Origin of the sequence: Candidatus Viridilinea mediisalina (assembly GCF_002532535.1) — a bacterium.
In the GTDB taxonomy this organism is placed as follows: domain Bacteria; phylum Chloroflexota; class Chloroflexia; order Chloroflexales; family Chloroflexaceae; genus Viridilinea; species Viridilinea mediisalina.
Genome location: NZ_NQWI01000009.1, coordinates 61,102 through 81,099, shown reverse-complemented (window position 1 = coordinate 81,099; position 19,998 = coordinate 61,102). Strand labels below are relative to the sequence as shown.

Below are 19,998 nucleotides of genomic sequence, written 5' to 3'. Positions count from 1 at the left end.
TATGCTCGGCTTTCGGATTTTCGGCTATCGGACTTTCGCCTATCCCAAGAGGGGAGAGAATAACCCGAAAACCCCAGTTGAAGAGGAGGTTGACGGGAAGGTAGCGGTCCCGCGCCCCGCAGCGAACACTTGTACTGCCATCATACCAACTAGCCCCTCGAAGGGGAACGACATTTTCTTCGCTTCGGTACTCTTTGGACTGCTGAAAATCAGCCTCCACCTTCTCACTCCGCGCCGGATAGCTCTCCCAATGGCTGCACGTCCACTCCCAGACATTGCCGACCATGTCGAGCGTCCCGCATGGTGCGGCACCCGCCGGGCAGCAGCCCACCGGCGCAGGTCGCCCTAGCTTGCTCGCATCGTAGATCGCTAACTCTGGCGTCGGTTCCACTTCGCCCCACGGGTAGCTGCGCCGCTGGCCTTGCGCGTCGTAGGCCGCTGCCGCCTCCCACTCGGCTTCAGTGGGCAGGCGCACAACGTAGCCGCTGGGCTGAAGTTGTTCACTCAACCACGCGCAGTAGGCGCTCGCTTCGTACCAGGTTACGCCGATGACTGGCTGGTTTTTGTTGTTGAAGCGCGCGTCGTTCCATCCCCACGGCTCAGTGTGCTTATTCCGCTGCTTCCACTGCCAGCCATTGGGCGTCCACCAGCGTTCCGCATCGGGCCCGTAGCCTTCCGCGACAAAGGGGGCAAATTGGGCGACGGTGATCGGGTAGCGGGCGAGCCAGAAGGCGGGCAATTGGATCATCGCCCCGCCTGTCAGTATACGCCGTGCAGCACTTTGCAACTTCCCAACCACGCCGCTGCCCGAGCGCTGCTCATCTCCTGGCCAGTCGCCAATCTGGTAGCGACCGCTTGGCACGTAGCACCAGTAGCCCGTTGGCTCGCCAAAGTTTTCGTTGCGCCGCGCAAGTTCGGTCTGCCACTGCGCTATGGCAAGCGGAAGACGTGGATCACCCAACTGGCCAAGCGCGGTGCCAGCCTCGATCCGCTCGCTAAGCGGCAGGGCCGGATCGGGCTGTTGGAGCAGCCCGCTGAGTCTACTACGCAGATCATCCTCGAAGCGCTGAAGATCATGCTGTGTGGTGGTGAAGGCCTCTTGTCGGCCAACTTCGGTGTAGCAGTCGGCGGCAAGCAGGCTGTCACGCTGCTGTTGCAGGCGCGCTTTCTGCTGCTTGCCGCAACGGGGTGAGACGAGCAGTTGCAGCCAGTGAAAGAGATTGTCGTACTTCTCTTGGCGTAAGAGACGGCCCATGAGCAGGCGGGCCACTTCGCGCCAGCGTTCGCCACCAGCAACCCACTGCGTATAGGCGAGGCTAATCCCTTGGCTATCACGCCCGGCGAGGTGGCATGCCGCGAGGTACTCCTCGAAGGTGAGGTGGGGAAAGACGTAGGTCTCGTCGGCCTCTTCGAGCAGCAGGCCGCTCTCTTCGAGCAGCAGGCGCATGAAGATCTCGCGCGGTTGGGCCGCCTGCGCCCGCGCATCGTTGGGCTGCACGGGGTTGAGCTTGCGCGCAAAGAAGCGCTCCAGCGCATCACGCAGCAGCGGGCCAGTCAGCACCCCGCGCCCATCAACCTGCTGCTGGTGGGCCGTAAAAGCGAGTTCGTGGAGGGCGGGGCGCAGATCTTCCACGGTGAGATAGGGTAGGCCTAAACGCTCGCCAAGCCGCAGCTTACGGCGATCCACATCGCTCGAACGCACGCCTTCCCAACGGTCGAGCAGCAACTTGACCAACTCCTCGTAGACATCGGCGCGGCGCTCGGGCATGCGCGTGTTGTTGTAGTCCAGCAGTACCAGCATGGTGAGCAGCAGTGGTGAGGTGGCGAGTGAGCGCAGGGTGGCGCGTTGGGGTTGGCTGAGTAACTCTATGAGACGCTCAACGCGCGGCGCTACTTCATCAGAGCGGTAACGCCCCTGGCCATCTGCGGCAGTTGCCGCATACCAACGGGCGATAAAGTTGCGCACTTGGCCAAAGGCGAAGGGCTGGAGGTAGCGCACCGCCCACCCTTCGCGCAGTTGCCAGGCCGCATCCTGCTCATAGGGGCGCGTGCGACATGTAACCACCACCGGCGCATGGCCAACCTGACGCGCAAAGGCGCGTATGGCATCGGCAATGCGCTCACGCCGCGAGCGGGGGCCGCTACAGGTCGCTTCGCGGATGCCCGATACCTCGTCGAGGCCATCAAAGAAGAGGAAGGCTTTGCCACCAATGATCGCCGCCTCCACATGCGCCCGTAAGCCCTCACGCAGCCTGCCCGCCCCCAGCGCCGGACGCAACAGCGCGGCAACGAGCGTATCCAGATCCTGCTGCGGATCGTCGCTGAGTTCCTGGGCAATTGGGCCAAGCGGACAAAAGAAGGGGATGCGGAGGGTCTTGCGCCCACTGAGCAGGCCGGTGGCGATAAAGACGGCGAGGTGGCGCAAGCCGGTGGACTTCCCAGAGCCAGGGCTACCAAGCAGCACCAAGCGCGGAGCATGCTGCACAGCAGTAATCAGCGTCTCGGGCTGATACCAATAGCCCTCCCATGATTCGTCGTCCCGACGCATCTCTTGCCGCGCAGCATGCCACAGCGCACTGAGCGGGCGCTCGCCAATGGAGAATGGCCGTGGCTGCGACGCGGGCTGAGCGCGCCCCTCATGCGGCAAACGCACCGGCAAGCGCACCCGTTCAGGGAGTTGCTCATCGGGGTTGCCATCCTTCAATGCTTGCACGAAATCATCGCGCTCAAGGCGAGAGACTTGATCACTCACCGGACGCAGCAGATCGGTCGTCAACGAGGTATAGACCTTGAGCAACGCAATCTCCGGCATCACCGCCTGATCGCGCCCGCTGCGGTCGCGGTCGAGCAACTTACCGAGGCGCAGATAGCCGTGGTCGGCAATCAGGCCACGCAGGTAGCTATCAAGCAGCGGCTTGGCATCGGGCGGCGGCTGTGCGCCAAAAAAGAGCTGAATGGTGCCCTGGTTCACCCCAACGGCAGTGCCGTGGAGTCTGCCGCTGACATTGACCGTGCCACTGGTATCACTTGGCCGGGCGGGAAAGACCTGCGCCTCAACATGGGCGCGTTGGGCCGGGGTCAGGTTCGCATGCCTAGCCAACGCACCCCGCGCCATCTCTTCGCCCTCTGCGCCCCAATCAGTAAGCAGAGTACGAAGCTTTCCAACAAAGGCGGCAAGTTCAGCGTCGGTCATCGTGAGATCTTTCGTGTGGAATCCTTTAGAAGCTGTCTGAAAAGCCGGGGGGCACACGCTGGAGTGCCGGCTTTAGCCGGCTAAAGCCGGCACTCCAAATCAGACAGCCTCTTAAAGCTGAAGGCGTGTTTCTAAAACCATCCCAAAGGAAGGCTACAAAACTGCGGTCGCTCCCACTACAACCTCTGTGCTCTCGGTGCCTCTGTGGTGCAATCCTCTGTACCTCGCTCTTCTCGTTGGCGTGCGGTCGCTCCCACTACAACCTCTGTGCTCTCGGTGCCTCTGTGGTGCAATCCTCTGTACCTCGCTCTTCTCGTTGGCGTAAGGTACCTGAGATCACCCCAAATGAGCATGAAAGACCTGATTGAAGGTCTCAGGATGCTCAAGGTAGGGCGTATGGCCACATGCGGCCAACTCCACCTCGTGGAAGCGCCCGCCTGCGGCTTCGTAGCGCCGCAAAAAGCTGCGCGTCTGGCGCTTCATGGGTTGGGGCGGAAAGACCGCTTCGCCGGGCCAGTTGGGCATAACTCCGAGTTTGCCAAGGGTGCCTAACTCCAAGAGGCTCTGATCACTCACAATCTGGTCGTCGGCCCCATGCACCCAGAGGATCGGTGGCTTGTTGGTGGCCCCTAGGATACGGGCGGGGCCGTCGCCTACATATTTGGGCGAAAGGGCGTTATTTGGCCCCAATACGCCCGGCCCCACCCCCGGCCAATTGGCGCTCGTGACCAGATCGCCAGGGTGGTGGTCGGGCCGCACCTTGATACTGAGCAGGCCGGAGAGCAACTCCTCTTCGCGGGCGGGGCGAAAGGGCGGCTTCCAGTAGTAGGTGTTCATAATCACACGCGGAGCGGTCTGGGGGTTCTCTTCACTCCGATCCTGGGCTGCTTCGCGCTTGGCAAATTCTTGGCTTACTAAGCCGCCACCAGAGCCAGCGAAATCGGGCCAGCATGGGGTTCCCTCGACATCTTTGGTGCCGCCAAAGCCATAGGGCGAGCCAGGCGCAGCCAGTGTGACCGTCAGCAAGCGTTCGGGCGCGGTCGCCAACATGCTCCAGATCACACTCCCGCCGAGTGAATGACCAACCACATGGAAACGGGTAATGCTCATGGCATCAGCAAGGGCAAAGATGTCATCAGCAAAATCGGCCATGCCTCGCGTCGCATCCACCGGCTGAAACTCCGTATCACCATAGCCACGCAGATCGGGGGCAATTGCACGGAAACCCTCTGGCAAGGCCAGCATCGTCTCTTCCCAGAAGGTAGCGCAGGAATTATTGCCATGCACAAAGATCACCGGCACGCCATCTTCCGGCCCCGACAGACGCACATGTTGCGTGAGCCGAGCCGTCTGCACCATCCGCGACGCAATTCCGGGCATGAGAGGGATGCTACTCATTGGGGGACTCCTTAACGTATTGAGGTTACACCTTGCGGTGGGGGCAGGGCAGAACATCTGATACTAAAGCCACGGATAGGGCTTTGGGATGCCCTGAATGGCCCTCACCCCCTACCCCCTTCGGCAAGCGGCCCCTGAGCTTGTCGAAGGGCAGGGCACCGCCTCTCCCACGTTGTGGGAGAGGGGCGAAGATACCGCAGCTTTGTTGCGTTGCTTTGTGCTCTTTTGCGGCAATGAATGTGCGCTATTTCCTAATTTCCTATTTCCTAACTTCTGTATCCTTCACATACAAACGAGCAAGCGTCTGCTTATCCAACTTGCCAGCGGCGGTCTTGGGCAGGGGGCTTGCTTGAACAATGATCCGTCGTGGCAGCTTATAGCGCGCTAGGTGTGCCCCCGCGAAGGCCAGTAGGTCGTCGGGATCGAGGGTCTGCTCAGGCAGGGGCACTGCCACCGCCAGCGGAATTTCGCCCCACTTGGGATCGGGGGCGGCGATGATACAGACTTCGGCAACGGCGGGATGAGCCGCGAGGATGCTTTCGACCTCGGCGGGGTAGATGTTTTCGCCGCCAGAAATGATCACATCTTTGAGGCGCCCAACAATCGTGTAGTAGCCTTCAGCATCGTGGTAGGCGAGGTCGCCGGTGCGTAGCCAGCCTTCGGGCGTAATCGTCTGGGCTGTCTCGGCGGGACGGTTCCAATAGCCTTGGCAGACGTGGGGGCCGCGCACCCAGAGTTCGCCAACCTCATCGGGTTGGCAGGCTTCGCCTTGGGGGTTGGTGATGCGTGTTTCGACAAAGAAGAGCGGAAAACCAACCGCCCCCGGTTTACGGCGCACATCGGCGGGCGGCAACCAGAAGGTATTGGGGCCAGCCTCGGTCAAACCATAGCCGGTCTTAAAGTCAACCCCACGCTGCCAAAAGGCTTCAAAGATGGGCGTAGGACAGGGGGCACCGCCGCTAATCACCAGCTTGAGGCGGCTAAAATCGGCCTCGGCCCAGCGGGGATGCTGCTGCAACGCCACAAACATTGTCGGTACGCCAAAGAAGATCGTGACATGCCCGGCAGCCAAGAGGTCATAAATCTGATCGGCATCAAAGCCCCGGCAGACAATCGAAGCCCCGCCAGCCATCACCAGGGGCGCAGTGAAGACATTGAGCCCGCCGGTGTGGAAGAGCGGCGTATTGAGGATCGCCGTATCGTGTGCATCAAGGCCCCAACTCATCACCGTATTGATCGCATTGAAGGTAATATTGCCATGCGTCAGGATGGCCCCCTTGGGCACCCCCGTCGTCCCGCCGGTATAGCAGATCACCCAGGGATCATCCCAGGCGAGCGTTGCAGGTTCGATGGAATCGCTGCACGCCTCACGGGCGCTCAAGGGCAGATCATCGGGGTGCGCCAGAGTCGTCGCGTCAAGGGCCACCCAGTGGCGCACCGAGGGCGCTTGGGAGCGGAGGGCTGCGGCCATAGTGGCAAACTCCGGCCCATAGACCAAGACACTTGGCGTCGCGTCGGCCAATAGAACCGCCAATTCCCCTTGGGTCAAGCGCCAATTGAGTGGTTGCAGGATTGCGCCCAACTTCCCACAGGCAAACCAGATGTCAAGGAACGAGACGCAGTTGTAGGCCAATACGGCCACCCGCTCGCCGCGCTCAAGCCCAAGCTGACGCAGCAACCCAGCGGTACGCGCAGCCGCCCGATTCCACTCCGCATAGCTAATCGGGCGCATGCCTTGCTGCGCGTCATAGAGCGCCACCCGCTCCGGTGAAAGCCGGGCGCGCCGCCCAAGCCAATCGCCCAGATCCATGGATAGTTGTTTCATAGCGGGAAGGTACGGCTTCGCCTTGAAGCTATGCGCGTTAGAATATAGTTAATGAGATGTAGGGTTGCCACCCTAAAACCCACTGTTGGGGCTATGCCCCAAACCTCGTTTTTTGTTCTATGTTGGCGGCGAAGCCGCCAACATAGAACAAAAGCAGTTTTTTGAGGGGAGGCTTCGCCTTCCCCAAACCCCCGCCGGAAGGCGGAGTACCTCTGAACACGTTTTATATTACCATAAGGTCAAAGCGTATGCCCCAAGTAACAATTGCTATACAATAGCATCATGCAAGCTACTGCCCACATCCTTGTTGTAGACGACGAAGCCAGCATCCGTACCATTGCCCGCGCCTATCTTGAACAGGCCGGTTTTCAGGTTACCTGTGTCGAGCATGGGGCTGAGGCGTTGCGTTTGGCGCTCAGCGATCCGCCTGATCTGATTCTGCTTGATCTGAATCTGCCGGGTATGGATGGGACTGAGGTGACCGCCCGCATCCGTGAGCATTCGGATGTCTTTATTATGATGCTGACCGCCCGTAGTGATGAGAGTGATCGCGTGGCTGGGCTGCGGCTGGGGGCCGATGACTACCTCACGAAGCCCTTTAGCCCGCGTGAGTTGGTGGCGCGCGTTGAGGCCATCCTGCGCCGCCGCCGTGGTGCCCCCCAGCGCGATGCTGCCCTGCGCTTCCGCTCTGTCACCCTCGACCCCGAAGCGCGCACGGCTAGCGCCAATGGCCAAGCCCTCGAACTGAGCCCTACCGAGTTTGATCTGCTGCATGCCTTCGTCCGCCACCCTAATCGTGCCCTCAGCCGCGAACAACTGATTGAACTGGTCTGGGGCAGTGATTTCTACGGCACCGACCGGGTGGTGGATGTCTATGTGGGCCAAGTGCGGCGCAAGCTCGAAGCAGCCACGGGCAGCATCCTCATTGCTACGGTACGCGGTGTTGGCTATCGCTTCACTGATGAACGTCTGCCATGAACCAACTCAGTTGGCGCCTCGTCGCCGCCCAGATGCTCGTTGTCATCGTTGGTGTTGTGGTTCTCGCCGTGACCGCCAATATCATCGGTGCAACCATTTTCGCTACCGATCTCCATGATCTGCTCGGTGTCACCAATAGTGACATTGAGGCGGCAATGCTCGCAAGCTTCCGCAGTGCGATCACCAAAGCCCTGCTGATTGCAGGCTCGGCAGCGGCGCTGGTGGGGCTACTCACCAGTATTCTGCTGTTGCGCCAGATTTTGCGCCCCCTCAACGAGATTGCCCGCAACAGCCAACGTATCGCTGATGGCCACTATGATGAACGGGTCGCAGTGCCAAGCAGCGATGAACTGGCGATTGTTGCCACCAGTTTCAACCAGATGGCTGCCAGCCTGGCCCAAGTGGAGCAGCAGCGCGTTGCTATGATTGGCAATGTGGCCCACGAGCTCCGTACCCCGCTCACAGGCATCGAAGGCTACCTCGAAGGGCTGATTGATGGCGTCTTTCCGCCCGAACCAGAGACCTTTGGTGAGATGCAGCACGAAGTGCGGCGTATGCGCCGCATTATTGACGACCTCCAAGCCCTCTCGCACGTCGAGGCGGGGCAGGTGAGCCTACAGATCAGCGCCGTAGACCTGAGCAGCATCGCGCAGCGGGTGGTCAACCAACTGCGTCCCCAGACGATTGCCAGCAGTCTGGAGCTATCCCTGCAGCCCGCCAGCAGCCCCCTGATCGTCCGCGCCGATCCCGACCGGCTCGCGCAGATTCTGCTCAACCTCGTGGGCAATGCCATTCGCTACACTCCCGAGGGCGGCTGCATTACGGTACGTTTGAGCGCCCAGGCCGAACTGGCCCAGGTTGAAGTCATAGACAGCGGGATTGGGATCAGTGCCACCGATCTACCGCTGCTCTTCGAGCGCTTCTACCGCGTTGATCGTTCGCGGGCGCGCAGCAGCGGCGGCAGCGGGATTGGCCTCACCATCGCCCGCCACCTTGCCTGGGCCATGGGCGGTGAACTGAGCGCCAGGAGCCCCGGGCTAGGCCAAGGCAGTACATTTACCCTGACCCTACCTTTGGAAGGGAGGAGGGATGAAGGATGAAGGATGAAGGATGAAGGATGATACCAATTACCATTGAACAGGCCGCATAACAGATTACGTCAGACCGCATTGCAATAAGGTGTACCCTGCTTGTCACTCGCCACTCATCACTCGTAACTGGTATGAAGGATGAAACAGGTGATGCGGTGCGCCGCGACGCTGGCTGAGCTTGTCGAAGCCAGCGTCGAGGCACACCGCAACAAAGAAACGGGGATGGCCCAGCCACCCCCGTAGCCTAAGTACAGCAACTAGGCACAATACCTTATCAAATAAGCTCGTGCAAAGCCGCAAAGGTTTGGCGTTCAAACGCAAAAAACCTTGCGCCTTTGCGTCAAGAAACCCGTCGTATTTGCAAGGTATTGCAACTAGGCATACTCTTCGACATCGTTGAAGCGCAGCGCACCAACCCCCAACGGGCCAACGTTCATGCGCTCGTTCAACATTGCCACCATCTCGTGAACCTCAGCATCATCAAGGGCTTCAAGCACCTTATGCCACATGACAGGGCTGAGAACCACACTCGTGATCGAACCCTCACCGTCAACGATGAACTGGACACTCTTGGTGAGTTCTTCTGGCGTCATGGTCATTTGGGTCTTCCTCCTCGTAATTATATGACCCGATGAATCATATTCTAGGCGCGGGAGATACAAAGAACGTTAAGGGAACATTATGCCTGTAGCCTATAGCCCCTTGCCTATAACCTGAGAGTCTCCCCCCTCAGCAACGCAAGTAATGGTACAATAGAGCGTGCCTTACGGCTCATGATCCGTGAACATTGCACAATCCTATGCCCATTGCTTATCAGGAGCAGTCGCAACTGACCTGTCCCGCCTGTGGTGCCGAGTTTACGGCGGCGCTCTGGTTGATTCTGGATGCCCAAGAAGCACCAGAGGCGCTTGAGGCGTTGCTGCGCGAAGAGTTGAATGTCGTGACATGTTCGGCCTGTGGCCAGCGCGGCCCTGCTGGTACACCACTGCTCTTCCATGATGCGTTGAACCGCCGGGTCATCTTTGCCCCTGCCCCCGCTTCGGCGGAGCATGAGTGGCGCGAACAGGCCCGTGAACTGCACGCACTGCTCGTCGGTTCACTCCCCGAAGAGCAGCGCAACCCCTATTTGGCTGAGGTTGAGATTGCCCAAGACCTTGGTGGCGTGGCTAGATTGCTGCGTCGTGCTGCGAAGCGACGGCGAGGCGAGGCAGCGGGAGGCGGAGAGGCGCGAGGCGGGGCGGCGCGAGGCGGGGCAGCGCGAGGCGAGGCAGCGCGAGGCGAGGCAGCGCGAGGCGAGGCAGCGCGAGGCGAGGCAGCGCGAGGCGAGGCAGCGCGAGGCGAGGCAGCGATGCGGGAGGCTGCTGGTGGCACTGAGGCCGAAGTGCCAGCGCTGCTTGTTGCGGTTGAGGCGTTGTTGAGCGCCAATAGCAATGAGGAGCTTGATCAGGTCTTGGCGGCCTATCCACTCCTGCTCGATCCAACGAGTGATATGACGCTGGCACAGTTGGTTGATGTGGCCATTGAGCAACGGGCCTATGATGTTGCAGAGAGTTTGCGAACCGCACGCGCCTTGTTGCATCGTTTGGTAACGTTGGTGCAAACTGCGCCCCAAACGCTTCCACCCGTAACCACAATCCTGGCCCAAACTGAACCCGACTTGGCCCATAGTACGCCGCCGGTATCCGAGCTTGCCCCACCTGCCCCTGAGCCAAGTTCGCTTCCCACTGCACCTGTTGCCCAAGGGCTTCATGAGGAGGCGATCACGGCCTTGTTGCATACGCAAAGTGCCGCTGAACTCGCAGCGGTGGTTGCAACCTACCCGGCATTGGCTCACCCAAGTGCTGATCGGAGCTTGGCCGAGCGGATTGATTTGGCTCTTGATGAAGGCAACGAACGCTTGGCCCTCCTGCTTGAAGAGCGCCGCGAAGCTCTGGCCCTCCTGCACAGTGCGCCCCCGCACCATGGGCCAAGTCTCGATGAGGCGCTTGAAGCGCTGCTCATTGCAGCAGATGAGGCTGCGATTGCCGCCGCCCTTGAAGACTATCCAATCCTGCTTGAAGAGTCCGCCGCCCAAGCATTATGGCAGTTCGCTGCCGAAGCACGGGCCAGCGGCGATGAGGAGTTGGCCCGCTATGCCCTGGAATGCCGCACAATGTTGCAACGGGTGCGGGATGGTTTGAAAGAATAGGGACGAAATCCATGCACAAACGTACTCCGCTCTTTGAGACCCACGTTGCTATGGGGGCTCGCATGGTCGAGTTTGGCGGCTGGGAGATGCCCGTGCAGTATCATGGCATTATTGAGGAACATCGTGCCGTGCGTGAGCAGGCCGGGTTGTTCGATATTAGCCATATGGGCCGCTTTATGGTGCGCGGTTCACAGGCTGAGGATTTTTTACAGCAGATGTTGACCTGCAATGTCGCCGCGATTCCCTTTGGCCAGGCCAGCTATGGCCTGCTCTGTCAGCCTGATGGCGGCGTGGTAGACGATGTCTTTGTCTACCACCTGCTCGATGAATTCCTTGTGGTGGTGAATGCCGCCAATCGTGATAAAGATTGGGCATGGCTCAATCAGCATAGCTCCGGTTTTGACGTTGAACTGGAGGATCGCTCGGAACGTTGGGCTATGCTTGCGCTCCAAGGACCCCAGGCGCAGAGCCTTTTAGCCCATGCGCCCGATTCGACCACGAGTGATCTCGCGCATCTGCCCTTCCATAGTGTGGCCTTGACTACCATTTTTGGCTTTACAGCCCTGATTGCGCGTACCGGCTATACCGGCGAGGATGGCTTTGAGTTGTTCTTTGAGGCACACCATGCCGCAGATGTGTGGAATGGTCTGCTGGCTCTGGGCCAGCCGGGGAGTGTCCAGCCATGTGGCTTGGGGGCGCGTGATAGTTTGCGCTTTGAAGCCTGTCTGCCGCTCTATGGCCACGAGTTGAGTCCTCACATCAACCCCTACGAAGCCCGCCTAGGTTGGGTGGTGAAGCTCGATACGGGCGACTTCATTGGCCGCGATGCCTTGGTTGCGATTAAAGCCCAAGGCCCCGCCCGCCGCTTGGCTGGCTTTGAGTTGCTCGCACGCGGGGTGGCCCGTAGCGACTACCCCGTCCATAACCTTAATGGCATGCCGGTTGGCCATGTCACGAGCGGGATGCCCACACCAACTCTAGGCAAACCATTGGGCATCGCCCTTGTACCCAGTACCCTTAGTGCCGAAGGCAGCGAGTTTGATGTTATCATCCGCGAACAGCCTGTACGCGCTCGTGTGCTGAAGATGCCCTTCTATAAGCCGCGCTACAAGAAGCTGTAAGTGGGCATTACGTTAAGTTCCCGGTGGGGGAGGCTCCGCCTCACCCAAAAAACTCTTTGTTAGCGCGAAAAAGCTCTGGGCCGTGACGTTGGCTGAGCCTGTCGAAGCCAACGTCGCGGTGGCTTCGACAGGCTCAGCCAACGCGACGCATCCCTACGAGCCCAAGGCTTTTTCGCGCTAACAACTCTTTTCGTTCGGTGTTGGCGGCTTCGCCGCCAACACCGAACAAAACATGGGGTTTATAGTCATGGCGACCAACATTCCAACTGAGTTGCGCTACAGCAAGACCGATGAGTGGGTACGGGTTGAAGGTGCTGAGGTCGTGGTTGGTATTAGCGACTTTGCCCAGCACGCTCTGGGCGACATCGTCTATCTTGAATTGCCGAGCGTAGGTGCTGTTGTTCAAGCAGGTGCCTCGTTTGGTGTGATCGAATCGGTGAAGGCCAGTTCTGATCTCAATGCCCCCGTTGGTGGCGAGGTGATCGCGGTGAATAATGAGCTTGAAGCTTCCCAAGAGGCAATTAACCAAGACCCCTATGGGGCCGGTTGGCTCATTCGGCTGCGTCCCTCCGGTGACGAAGATGAATTGATGGACGCCGAAGCCTACGCTGCCCATTGTGCCGAACGCAATCATTAGAAGTTGTCTGAAAAGCTAGTGGGTACGTGCTGGAGTGCCGGCTTTAGCCGGCTGAAGCCGGCACTCCAACGCCAGTTCATAGACTTTTCAGAACCCCGCTGGATAGAGGGAAATGCGGGGGAACCAGGTTCCCCCGCCCCCCTTCCTACCCAAATCAGAGAAACTAAGAGTAAGGATCATGTCCCACTATATCTCGATTACCGAAACCGAGTGCGCTGAAATGCTTGCGGCGATTGGGGTGGCCTCCACCGCCGATCTCTTTACCGATGTTCCTACTGCCAAGCGCTTTCCGCAACTGAAGCTCCCCGAAGCTCTGTCAGAACCAGAGTTGGTGCGTGAATTGTTGGCCATGGCGGGGAGCAATGCCCACGCGCATAGCCATGGTATCTTCTTGGGCGCTGGGGCCTATAACCACTTTGTGCCTACAGCAGTTGATCAGATTTTGCGTCGTGGTGAATTCTATACCGCCTATACGCCCTATCAGCCGGAGATTAGCCAAGGTACCCTGCAGGCGATCTTTGAGTACCAGAGTTTGGTCTGTTCGCTCACTGGCATGGAGATTGCCAACGCTTCCCACTATGATGGCGCAACAGCCATTGCCGAAGCAGCGATTATGGCGATCAATGTGGTGCGCAATCGCCGTAAGATTGTGGTGGCGCGCAATGTGAATCCGCAGTACCGCGCGGTACTGCGTACCTACCTCCAGGCTATGGAGATGCCCGTTGTGGGCGATGAGACGCCCGGTGCAACCATTGAGGACGCCTTGGCTCAAGTGGATGACCAGACGGCTCTGTTGGTGGTGCAGAACCCCGATTTCTTTGGGCGCATCCACGATCTGCGTGGCCTTGCTGCCCAGGTGCAGGCCAAAGGTGCTCTGCTCTGTGTCCACTTTGATCCCATTGCCCTCGGCCTCTTCCAGACCCCCGGCGAAATTGGGGCCGATATTGCCACCGCCGAAGGCCAACCACTGGGCCTTGGGCTCAATTTTGGTGGCCCCTACCTGGGTATCTTCACCACCAAGCAGAAGTATGTCCACAAGATCGCCGGGCGCGTCGTGGGCGTTACGAAGGACGTTGATGGCCAGTTGGCCTATGTGCTAACCCTACGCGCTCGCGAGCAGGACATTCGCCGCGAACGCGCTACGAGCAACATCTGCACCAACCAAGGGCTCATGGCGCTGGCCGCGACGGTCTACCTGAGCCTGATGGGGCGGCAGGGTATGCGCAAGGTGGCTGAACTCTGCTACCACCGGGCCCACTATGCCGCCAGTGCATTGGCTACGTTGCCGGGGTACAGCGTCGAGCCCGGGCCATTCTTTAAGGAATTTGTGCTGCGCTGCCCCCGTCCGGTGGCCGACATCAATGCCGCCCTGCGCGAACAGGCAATTGTCGGTGGCTATGATCTGAGCCACGATGAGCCCAGCATGGGCCACGCCATGCTCCTCGCCGTCACCGAGATGAATAGCAAAGCAGAGATTGATCGCCTAGTGGCTGTGCTGCGCGAATTGGGGTAGAGGGTGTGTGAGGGAACCTAGCTCCCTCACACACCCTCAGAGGCTGTCTGAAAAGTCCATGGGCCGGCGGTGGAGTGCCGGCTTTAGCCGGCTAAAGCCGGCACTCCACCACGTGCCACGTAGTATGGTACGGCACTGACTCTCTTTTCAGACAGCCTCTCATGAGGAGGCAATATGACTAGCACAACTGAACTCCTCACCGCTGAGGGCTTTGCTGCCCTGCCTGCAAGCGAACTTCGGCAGGAGTTGGTCTTTGGAGAGGTAGTAGAGACTATGCCGCCCGGGAGAAAGCACGGCAGGATTGCGCTCAAGATTGGTAAGCTAATCGACAATTGGGCGGAAGCGGGGCTAGGTGGCGAGAGTGGCGTCGAGGCGGGTTTTATTCTCGCCCGCGATCCCGATCTGGTGCGTAGCCCCGACGCCTACTATGTGCGTGCCGAGCGTCTGCCCGCAGGTGGTGATGACGAAGGTTTCTGGCACATCCCCCCCGACCTTGCGGTTGAGGTGGTCTCACCCTCCGACAGTGCCGAGGATTTGCGCCAAAAGGTACAAGAATACCTCAAAGCGGGCACCCCCCTTGTCTGGGTGGTCTACCCGCGCACCCGCGAAGTGGTCGCCCACACCCCCGATGGCCTCGCGCGTAGCTTTGGCGCAGAAGATACCCTGAGCCACGCGCAGGTGCTGCCCGGTTTTAGCCTTGTGGTGAAGGAGTTGTTTGGTTAAAGGATGGTTTCAGAAACGCGCTTTCAGCTTTACTGTCGTAGTGCCGACTTTAGTCGGCATCCGAGGGCAGCCTACGACCTCAGCCGACTAAAGTCGGCACTACTCTATGGCGCAAACGGTAAAGTGTCCTGAAACCATCCCTGAAAGGTGAGAAAGCTCTATGACTACCACCACTGAACCCCTCACGGCTGAAGCCTTTGCCGCCCTGCCGGAAAGCTCGTTACGGCAGGAGTTGGTCTTTGGAGAGGTAGTAGAGACTATGCCGCCCGGAGGAATTCATGGCGCTATTGCTGCGCTCTGTGCCGCTTTTCTCATCCAATGGAACCGCAAGGCTGCGCGTGGGGTCGTGGGGGTTGAATCGGGCTTTCGCCTGAGCCAAAACCCCGACACGGTACGTAGCCCCGACTGCTCCTATGTGCAGGCCAGCCGGGTTCCAGCCGAAGGTGTGCCCGAAGGTTTCTGGCCCATCCCCCCCGACCTCGCGGTTGAGGTGGTCTCACCCTCCGACAATGCCGAGGAGTTACAACAGAAGGTGCAGGAATACCTCGCAGCGGGTAGCGCCTTGGTCTGGGTGGTCTACCCGCGCACCCGCCAGGTGATCGCCCACACCCCCGATGGCCTCGCGCGCAGCTTTGGCGCAGAGGATACCCTGAGCCACGCGCAGGTGCTGCCCGGTTTTAGCCTTGTGGTGAAGGAGTTGTTTAGCTAGAAGCAGAATCTCTTTCTTTCGGTGTTGGCGGCGAAGTCGCCAACACCGAAAGAAAGAGATTCTACGGGGGAGGCAAAGCCTCCCCCGTACCCCCAGCGTAAATAAGGACACAAAACCTATGGACACCTACGATCCCCACATCTACGAATTTTCTGCCCCTGGCAAACAGGGGGTGAACCTGCCACGCCTCGATGTGCCGGAGGCGGAATTGCCCGCTGCGTTGTTGCGCCAGGATGGGATGAACGATTTCCCCGAACTGACCGAGCCGGAGGTGATTCGCCACTTCACGCGCATTAGTCAGCGCAACGCTAGCCCCGATACCTGTTTTTATCCCTTGGGGAGTTGTACGGTCAAGTACAACCCCAAGCTGCACGAAGAGGCGGCCCGCTACGCGGGCTTTGCGGCGGCCCACCCGCTGCAGGGCGATGCGCTGAGCCAAGGGGCGTTGCGCCTGATGTATGAGTTGCAACAAGATTTGGGCGAAATCTCAGGTTTTGATGCGGTCTCGTTGCAGCCCGCCGCCGGGGCTCAGGGTGAGTTTACTGGCATCCTGGTCTTCCGGGCCTACCATTGCCACCGCGGCGACCACGAGCGCACAGAGGTGTTGGTGCCCGATTCGGCCCATGGCACCAATCCTGCTACCGCCGCTATGACTGGCCTCAAGGTGGTGGAGGTGAAGAGTGATGCGCGGGGTAACGTTGATCTGGAGGATCTGCGGAGCAAGCTCTCGCCGCGCATTGCGGGCATGATGCTCACCAACCCCAATACCGTCGGGCTGTTTGAGGATCAGATTGTCGAGATTTGCGAACTGGTGCATAGTGCGGGCGGGTTGATGTATGGTGACGGAGCGAACTTCAATGCCATTCTGGGGATTGCCAAGCCGGGCGAGTTGGGCTTTGATTTTATGCACTACAATCTGCACAAGACCTTCACGACGCCGCACGGTGGCGGTGGGCCGGGGTCGGGTGCGGTGGGTTGCACGGCAGCCCTTGCGCCCTTCCTGCCGGGGCCGCTGGTGCGCCAAGGGGCTGATGGGCGCTATGCGTTCTTCACGCCAGAAAAGAGTATCGGGCGTATGAAAGCGTTCCATGGCAACTTTGGCATGCTCGTGCGCGCCTGGGCCTACATCCGCAGCATGGGCGCTACGGGGCTGCGCGAAGTGAGCGAAGTGGCGGTACTCAATGCCAACTACATCCGCGCCCGCCTCAAAGATCTCTACCCCCAGGCCGTGGATCGCATCTGCATGCACGAAACGGTACTCAAGGGCCAGATCGCGGGGGCCCAAGGGGTACGCACCCTCGACATTGCCAAGCGGCTGATTGACTACGGCTTCCATCCGCCGACGGTCTACTTCCCGCTGATCGTGCCCGAAGCACTGATGATCGAACCGACCGAAACGGAGAGCAAGCGCACGCTCGACGACTTCATTGACACCATGCGTACCATTGCCCGCGAAGCGGTTGAGCACCCCGACCTGCTGCACCAAGCACCCACCAAAGCCCCCGTCCGCCGCCTCGACGAAGTACGTGCCGCCCGCCAGCCCATCTTGCGCTACAACGCCGAGGCTTTTGCCAAGCTCCGCGCCGAGCGCGCAAGCTAGAGAGGTTAACAGAGGTACAGAGTATTTCACCACAGAGGCACCGAGAACACAGAGGTTTTAATGGGAGCATGCCAACGAAGGTGATTGTTGTGCGACACCCTTCTCGGTGTTCTCTGTGTCTCTGTGGTGAAAACCTCTGCAACTCTTAAAAACTCTCGCTACAGGAGATCGCCTGATGCAAAGCCTACCCCAACGACCTTCAGGTGCCTTTGTGATGGCCTCGTGGGCGGCCCTGTTCGCTGGCATCTTGGCCTATCTGATTGGCCTGTGGAATGCCCAGTTGTTGTTGAGTGAAAAGGGCTACTACTTCACGGTACTCATGTTCGGCCTCTTTGCGGCCATTTCGCTGCAAAAAAGCGTTCGTGATCGCATGGAAAAGATCCCTGTCACCCCTATCTACTATGGCCTCTGTTGGATTTCGGTAATCATGGCGATTCTATTGCTGGCGGTGGGCTTGTGGAACGCCGATATGCTGTTGAGTGAGAAGGGCTTCTACGCGATGTCCTTTACGCTCAGTATGTTCGCATCAATTACCGTGCAGAAAAATACGCGCGACATTGCCCTGATTGACTCGATGCAAGCAGCGCGCCGTCCGCCGCCAGTGAACGAGGAGTAAAGCAATGGAAGCCAAAGCCTACGTCTTGATCGAAGCCGAGTCGGGGCGCGTCGCTGATGTATTGACCGCCCTGCGGACCATTCAGGGCATGAGTGCGGTTGATGCCGTAACTGGCCCCTACGATATTGTTGCGGTGGTGCAAACGCCCGATCCGCGCCAGATTGGGCACTTGGTGATGAATGAGATCCAAGGGGTTGAGGGCATTAAACGTACGGTAACCTGCATTGTGATCGGGTAGTACTCCTATGGATGAAGCTACACGCCGTCGGCGTATTGGTTGGGGCATTCGTGGGGCCTTGGTGCTTGCTGCCGTGGCGATTGTGCTGGGCGGCCTCTTCAATGTCTTGATTGCGATTGCCCAGAGCCGCGTCCCTGACGAGGGTGCGCTCATGTTTTGGCTTGGTCTGCTGCTGCGCTCTAGTCTGGCGTGGGGCTTTGGGGCTGTGCCCTTTGGTGCTGCGCTCGGCGTCTTTGCATCAATGATCTGGCGCGATGATCGCATTTGACGTAGCGTATGCAACACGCTATAATGAACAGCGTTGTCCGGGGCGTAGCGCAGACCGGTAGCGCACCTGAATGGGGTTCAGGAGGTCGGAGGTTCAAATCCTCTCGCCCCGACCAGCTGCCCAGGCGCGGCACACCTATTATTGAGGGTGCCGCGCTTTGCGATTCTTAGAAGCTGTCTGAAAAGCTAGTGGACACGCGTTGGAGTGCCGACTTTAGCCGGCTAAAGCCGGCACTCCAACGCCAGTTCATAGACTTTTCAGACAGCCTCTCAAACCTTGAAGGTAACAGCATGGTTTCAACCATGCGCTATACTAGCGAAGAATGGTTTCAGCGAGCCTCTCCATTTACGCATCCCCAAGTTCGCACCTACAGCATCCCAAACGTGGCTGAGTAAACCGTTTTATCTGTAGATATGCCCACTGTGTGCCGAAAAAATCATTCTTTCGCCTTGACACCAGTATTATGATCAGCCTATACTCATATTCGTTGTGGAGCAACGTGCGGTCGCTGGTTCGCCCAGACCGCCCCTTGTTTCCGTTCATCCCCTCCCCACCGCACTGCAAGGGACAGCAGGAGGCGTTAGCATGGCTATGATGAGCCTGCAAGCTGCGTATGATCAGGCCCGTAACCACTTGGAGGCAAACCAAGTTGACCAGGCAGTTGCCGTAGCGCAGCATATCCTCGCCCACTTCCCCGAGAATCTTGAGGCCCACCGTATTTTGGGTGAGGCCTATCTCGCCGGGCGCCAATTTGATCAAGCCGAGCACGCTTTTGCCCGTGTGCTACGTGCCGATCCTGAGAACATTCCAGCGCACGTTGGGCTCGGTATTACGTACGAACGCCAAGGCCGCATTGATCAGGCGGTGGCAGAGTTTGAACAGGCGCTGGAAGTTCGCCCCGATATGCCGGAGTTGCGTGGTCAGTTGTTGCGCCTCTATACCGATATGTGGGGCGCTGAAGGGGTAACCCTGCGCCTGAGCCGCCCCGGTTTGGCGCGCCTCTATGCGAAGGGCCATATGTTGCCCCGAGCGATCCAAGAGTTCCGTGGGGTGATTGAAGAACTCCCTGAACGCTTCGATGCGCGCGTTGGTCTCGCTGAAGCGCTCTGGCGTGATGGCCAGATGGATGCTGCTGCTGAGACCTGCGAGGAGATTCTGGCTCACCACGATGATGTCTTGAAGGCGAATCTGCTCTTGGGCTATATTCGCCTCGACCATAACGATAAGCGTGGTGAACTCTACTGGCGGCGGGCCCAGCAGCTCGACCCCTACCAGCAGGTTGCTCGCTCGCTCTTTGATACGCTGCCACAAGTGGCTGAGCCCGACCTGGCTATCGCGGCTTGGGATGAGTCCGCTTGGCTGGCTGAACGCAAGCGCGCCGAAGAGCAGCAACGCGCCAAACAACAGCCTGCTATGGCTGCGGTTGCCCCTGCTGCTGCTGCACTTCAGGACGAAGGGTTTGACGATTTCCTCGCTGAAGAGCTTGCCGATCCAACGCCCGCTGCCGCGAAGTCGAGTTCGGCCCCCGATCCCGCTGATGATTTTCTCGCTAGCCTGCTCGCTGATACGCCTCCGCTCCCTCCCGATCTTGGGGGTGATCTCGATTCAAGCAGTGGGGTAACGCCCTTTAGTCTCGATGAGATTGCGCCAGCAGCGCAACCGTCAAAGCCTGCTGAAAACCCAGCCCCCTTTACGCTTGATGATTTGGGCCTTGCACCTGAAACGCCAGCCCCAGCGCAATCTGCTGAACCTGAACCAGAGCCTTTCTCACTGAGCGATCTCGGTCTCTCGCCCGACGAGATCGCCCAGATGGAGCCGGGTGAGGCCGCCCAACCGGCCAGCGATGAGCCCGCCCTCGAACCCTTCTCGCTCGGTGACCTCGGCCTCTCGCCCGACGAGC

Annotated in this window: 17 protein-coding genes and 1 tRNA gene; 14 read left to right on the top strand and 4 right to left on the bottom strand. The window is 59.4% G+C overall.

Features of this window, described 5'->3' with window-relative positions; translation table 11 throughout:
- The 3 genes from CJ255_RS03620 to CJ255_RS03610 all read right to left on the bottom strand — a co-directional run.
- Window positions 1–3,193: SUMF1/EgtB/PvdO family nonheme iron enzyme (locus CJ255_RS03620; protein ID WP_097642732.1), on the bottom strand; the 3,193-nt coding region annotated here is incomplete at its 3' end.
- Window positions 3,194–3,529: 336 nt separating this feature from the next.
- Window positions 3,530–4,591, bottom strand: a complete 1,062-nt coding sequence (locus CJ255_RS03615) for an alpha/beta hydrolase (protein ID WP_097642731.1) — start codon at window positions 4,589–4,591, stop codon at window positions 3,530–3,532.
- A gap of 259 nt (window positions 4,592–4,850) precedes the next feature.
- On the bottom strand, window positions 4,851–6,416 hold the full coding sequence (locus CJ255_RS03610) for an acyl-CoA synthetase (RefSeq protein ID WP_245863158.1): 1,566 nt from the start codon (window positions 6,414–6,416) through the stop codon (window positions 4,851–4,853).
- Between the two features lie 282 nt (window positions 6,417–6,698).
- Between CJ255_RS03610 and CJ255_RS03605 the strand changes: the two genes are divergently transcribed.
- Both CJ255_RS03605 and CJ255_RS03600 read left to right on the top strand, forming a co-directional pair.
- Window positions 6,699–7,394 carry a response regulator transcription factor gene (locus CJ255_RS03605; RefSeq protein ID WP_097642729.1) on the top strand — a complete coding sequence of 232 codons (696 nt, stop codon included), beginning with the start codon at window positions 6,699–6,701 and terminating at the stop codon, window positions 7,392–7,394.
- Complete coding sequence (locus tag CJ255_RS03600) at window positions 7,391–8,494, top strand: sensor histidine kinase (protein WP_097642728.1); 1,104 nt, start codon at window positions 7,391–7,393, stop codon at window positions 8,492–8,494. Before CJ255_RS03605 ends, CJ255_RS03600 begins: the two co-directional genes overlap by 4 nt.
- Window positions 8,495–8,859: 365 nt before the next feature.
- Here the strand turns inward: CJ255_RS03600 and CJ255_RS03595 are convergent, their stop codons facing one another.
- Window positions 8,860–9,084 carry a hypothetical protein gene (locus CJ255_RS03595; protein ID WP_097642727.1) on the bottom strand — a complete coding sequence of 75 codons (225 nt, stop codon included), beginning with the start codon at window positions 9,082–9,084 and terminating at the stop codon, window positions 8,860–8,862.
- Between the two features lie 200 nt (window positions 9,085–9,284).
- Between CJ255_RS03595 and CJ255_RS03590 the strand changes: the two genes are divergently transcribed.
- The 12 genes from CJ255_RS03590 to CJ255_RS03535 form a co-directional block, all read left to right on the top strand.
- Window positions 9,285–10,673, top strand: a complete 1,389-nt coding sequence (locus CJ255_RS03590) for a CpXC domain-containing protein (RefSeq protein ID WP_097642726.1) — start codon at window positions 9,285–9,287, stop codon at window positions 10,671–10,673.
- Between the two features lie 11 nt (window positions 10,674–10,684).
- The gene (gene gcvT / locus CJ255_RS03585) at window positions 10,685–11,794 is read left to right on the top strand and encodes a glycine cleavage system aminomethyltransferase GcvT (RefSeq protein WP_097642725.1); all 1,110 of its coding nucleotides are present in this window, start codon (window positions 10,685–10,687) and stop codon (window positions 11,792–11,794) included.
- A gap of 247 nt (window positions 11,795–12,041) precedes the next feature.
- Complete coding sequence (gene gcvH / locus CJ255_RS03580; protein ID WP_097642724.1) at window positions 12,042–12,431, top strand: glycine cleavage system protein GcvH; 390 nt, start codon at window positions 12,042–12,044, stop codon at window positions 12,429–12,431.
- A gap of 178 nt (window positions 12,432–12,609) precedes the next feature.
- Complete coding sequence (gene gcvPA / locus CJ255_RS03575; RefSeq protein WP_097642723.1) at window positions 12,610–13,944, top strand: aminomethyl-transferring glycine dehydrogenase subunit GcvPA; 1,335 nt, start codon at window positions 12,610–12,612, stop codon at window positions 13,942–13,944.
- Window positions 13,945–14,118: 174 nt separating this feature from the next.
- On the top strand, window positions 14,119–14,667 hold the full coding sequence (locus tag CJ255_RS03570) for a Uma2 family endonuclease (protein ID WP_097642722.1): 549 nt from the start codon (window positions 14,119–14,121) through the stop codon (window positions 14,665–14,667).
- 160 nt (window positions 14,668–14,827) lie between these two features.
- Complete coding sequence (locus CJ255_RS03565) at window positions 14,828–15,376, top strand: Uma2 family endonuclease (RefSeq protein ID WP_097642721.1); 549 nt, start codon at window positions 14,828–14,830, stop codon at window positions 15,374–15,376.
- A gap of 118 nt (window positions 15,377–15,494) precedes the next feature.
- Window positions 15,495–16,976 (top strand): aminomethyl-transferring glycine dehydrogenase subunit GcvPB, encoded by a 1,482-nt coding sequence (gcvPB, locus tag CJ255_RS03560; protein WP_097642720.1) that lies wholly within the window; start codon window positions 15,495–15,497, stop codon window positions 16,974–16,976.
- A 175-nt stretch (window positions 16,977–17,151) separates the two neighbouring features.
- Entirely contained in the window at window positions 17,152–17,592 is a 441-nt protein-coding gene (gene yiaA, locus CJ255_RS03555; protein WP_097642719.1) for an inner membrane protein YiaA, read from the top strand.
- 4 nt (window positions 17,593–17,596) lie between these two features.
- On the top strand, window positions 17,597–17,830 hold the full coding sequence (locus tag CJ255_RS03550) for an Lrp/AsnC ligand binding domain-containing protein (protein WP_097642718.1): 234 nt from the start codon (window positions 17,597–17,599) through the stop codon (window positions 17,828–17,830).
- A gap of 7 nt (window positions 17,831–17,837) precedes the next feature.
- Window positions 17,838–18,098: a hypothetical protein gene (locus CJ255_RS03545; protein WP_097642717.1), complete on the top strand. Its 261-nt coding sequence runs from the start codon at window positions 17,838–17,840 to the stop codon at window positions 18,096–18,098.
- Window positions 18,099–18,136: 38 nt separating this feature from the next.
- Window positions 18,137–18,213, top strand: a tRNA-Pro gene (locus CJ255_RS03540).
- A gap of 470 nt (window positions 18,214–18,683) precedes the next feature.
- On the top strand, window positions 18,684–19,998 hold a 1,315-nt coding region (locus tag CJ255_RS03535; RefSeq protein WP_124681799.1), incomplete at its 3' end, for a tetratricopeptide repeat protein.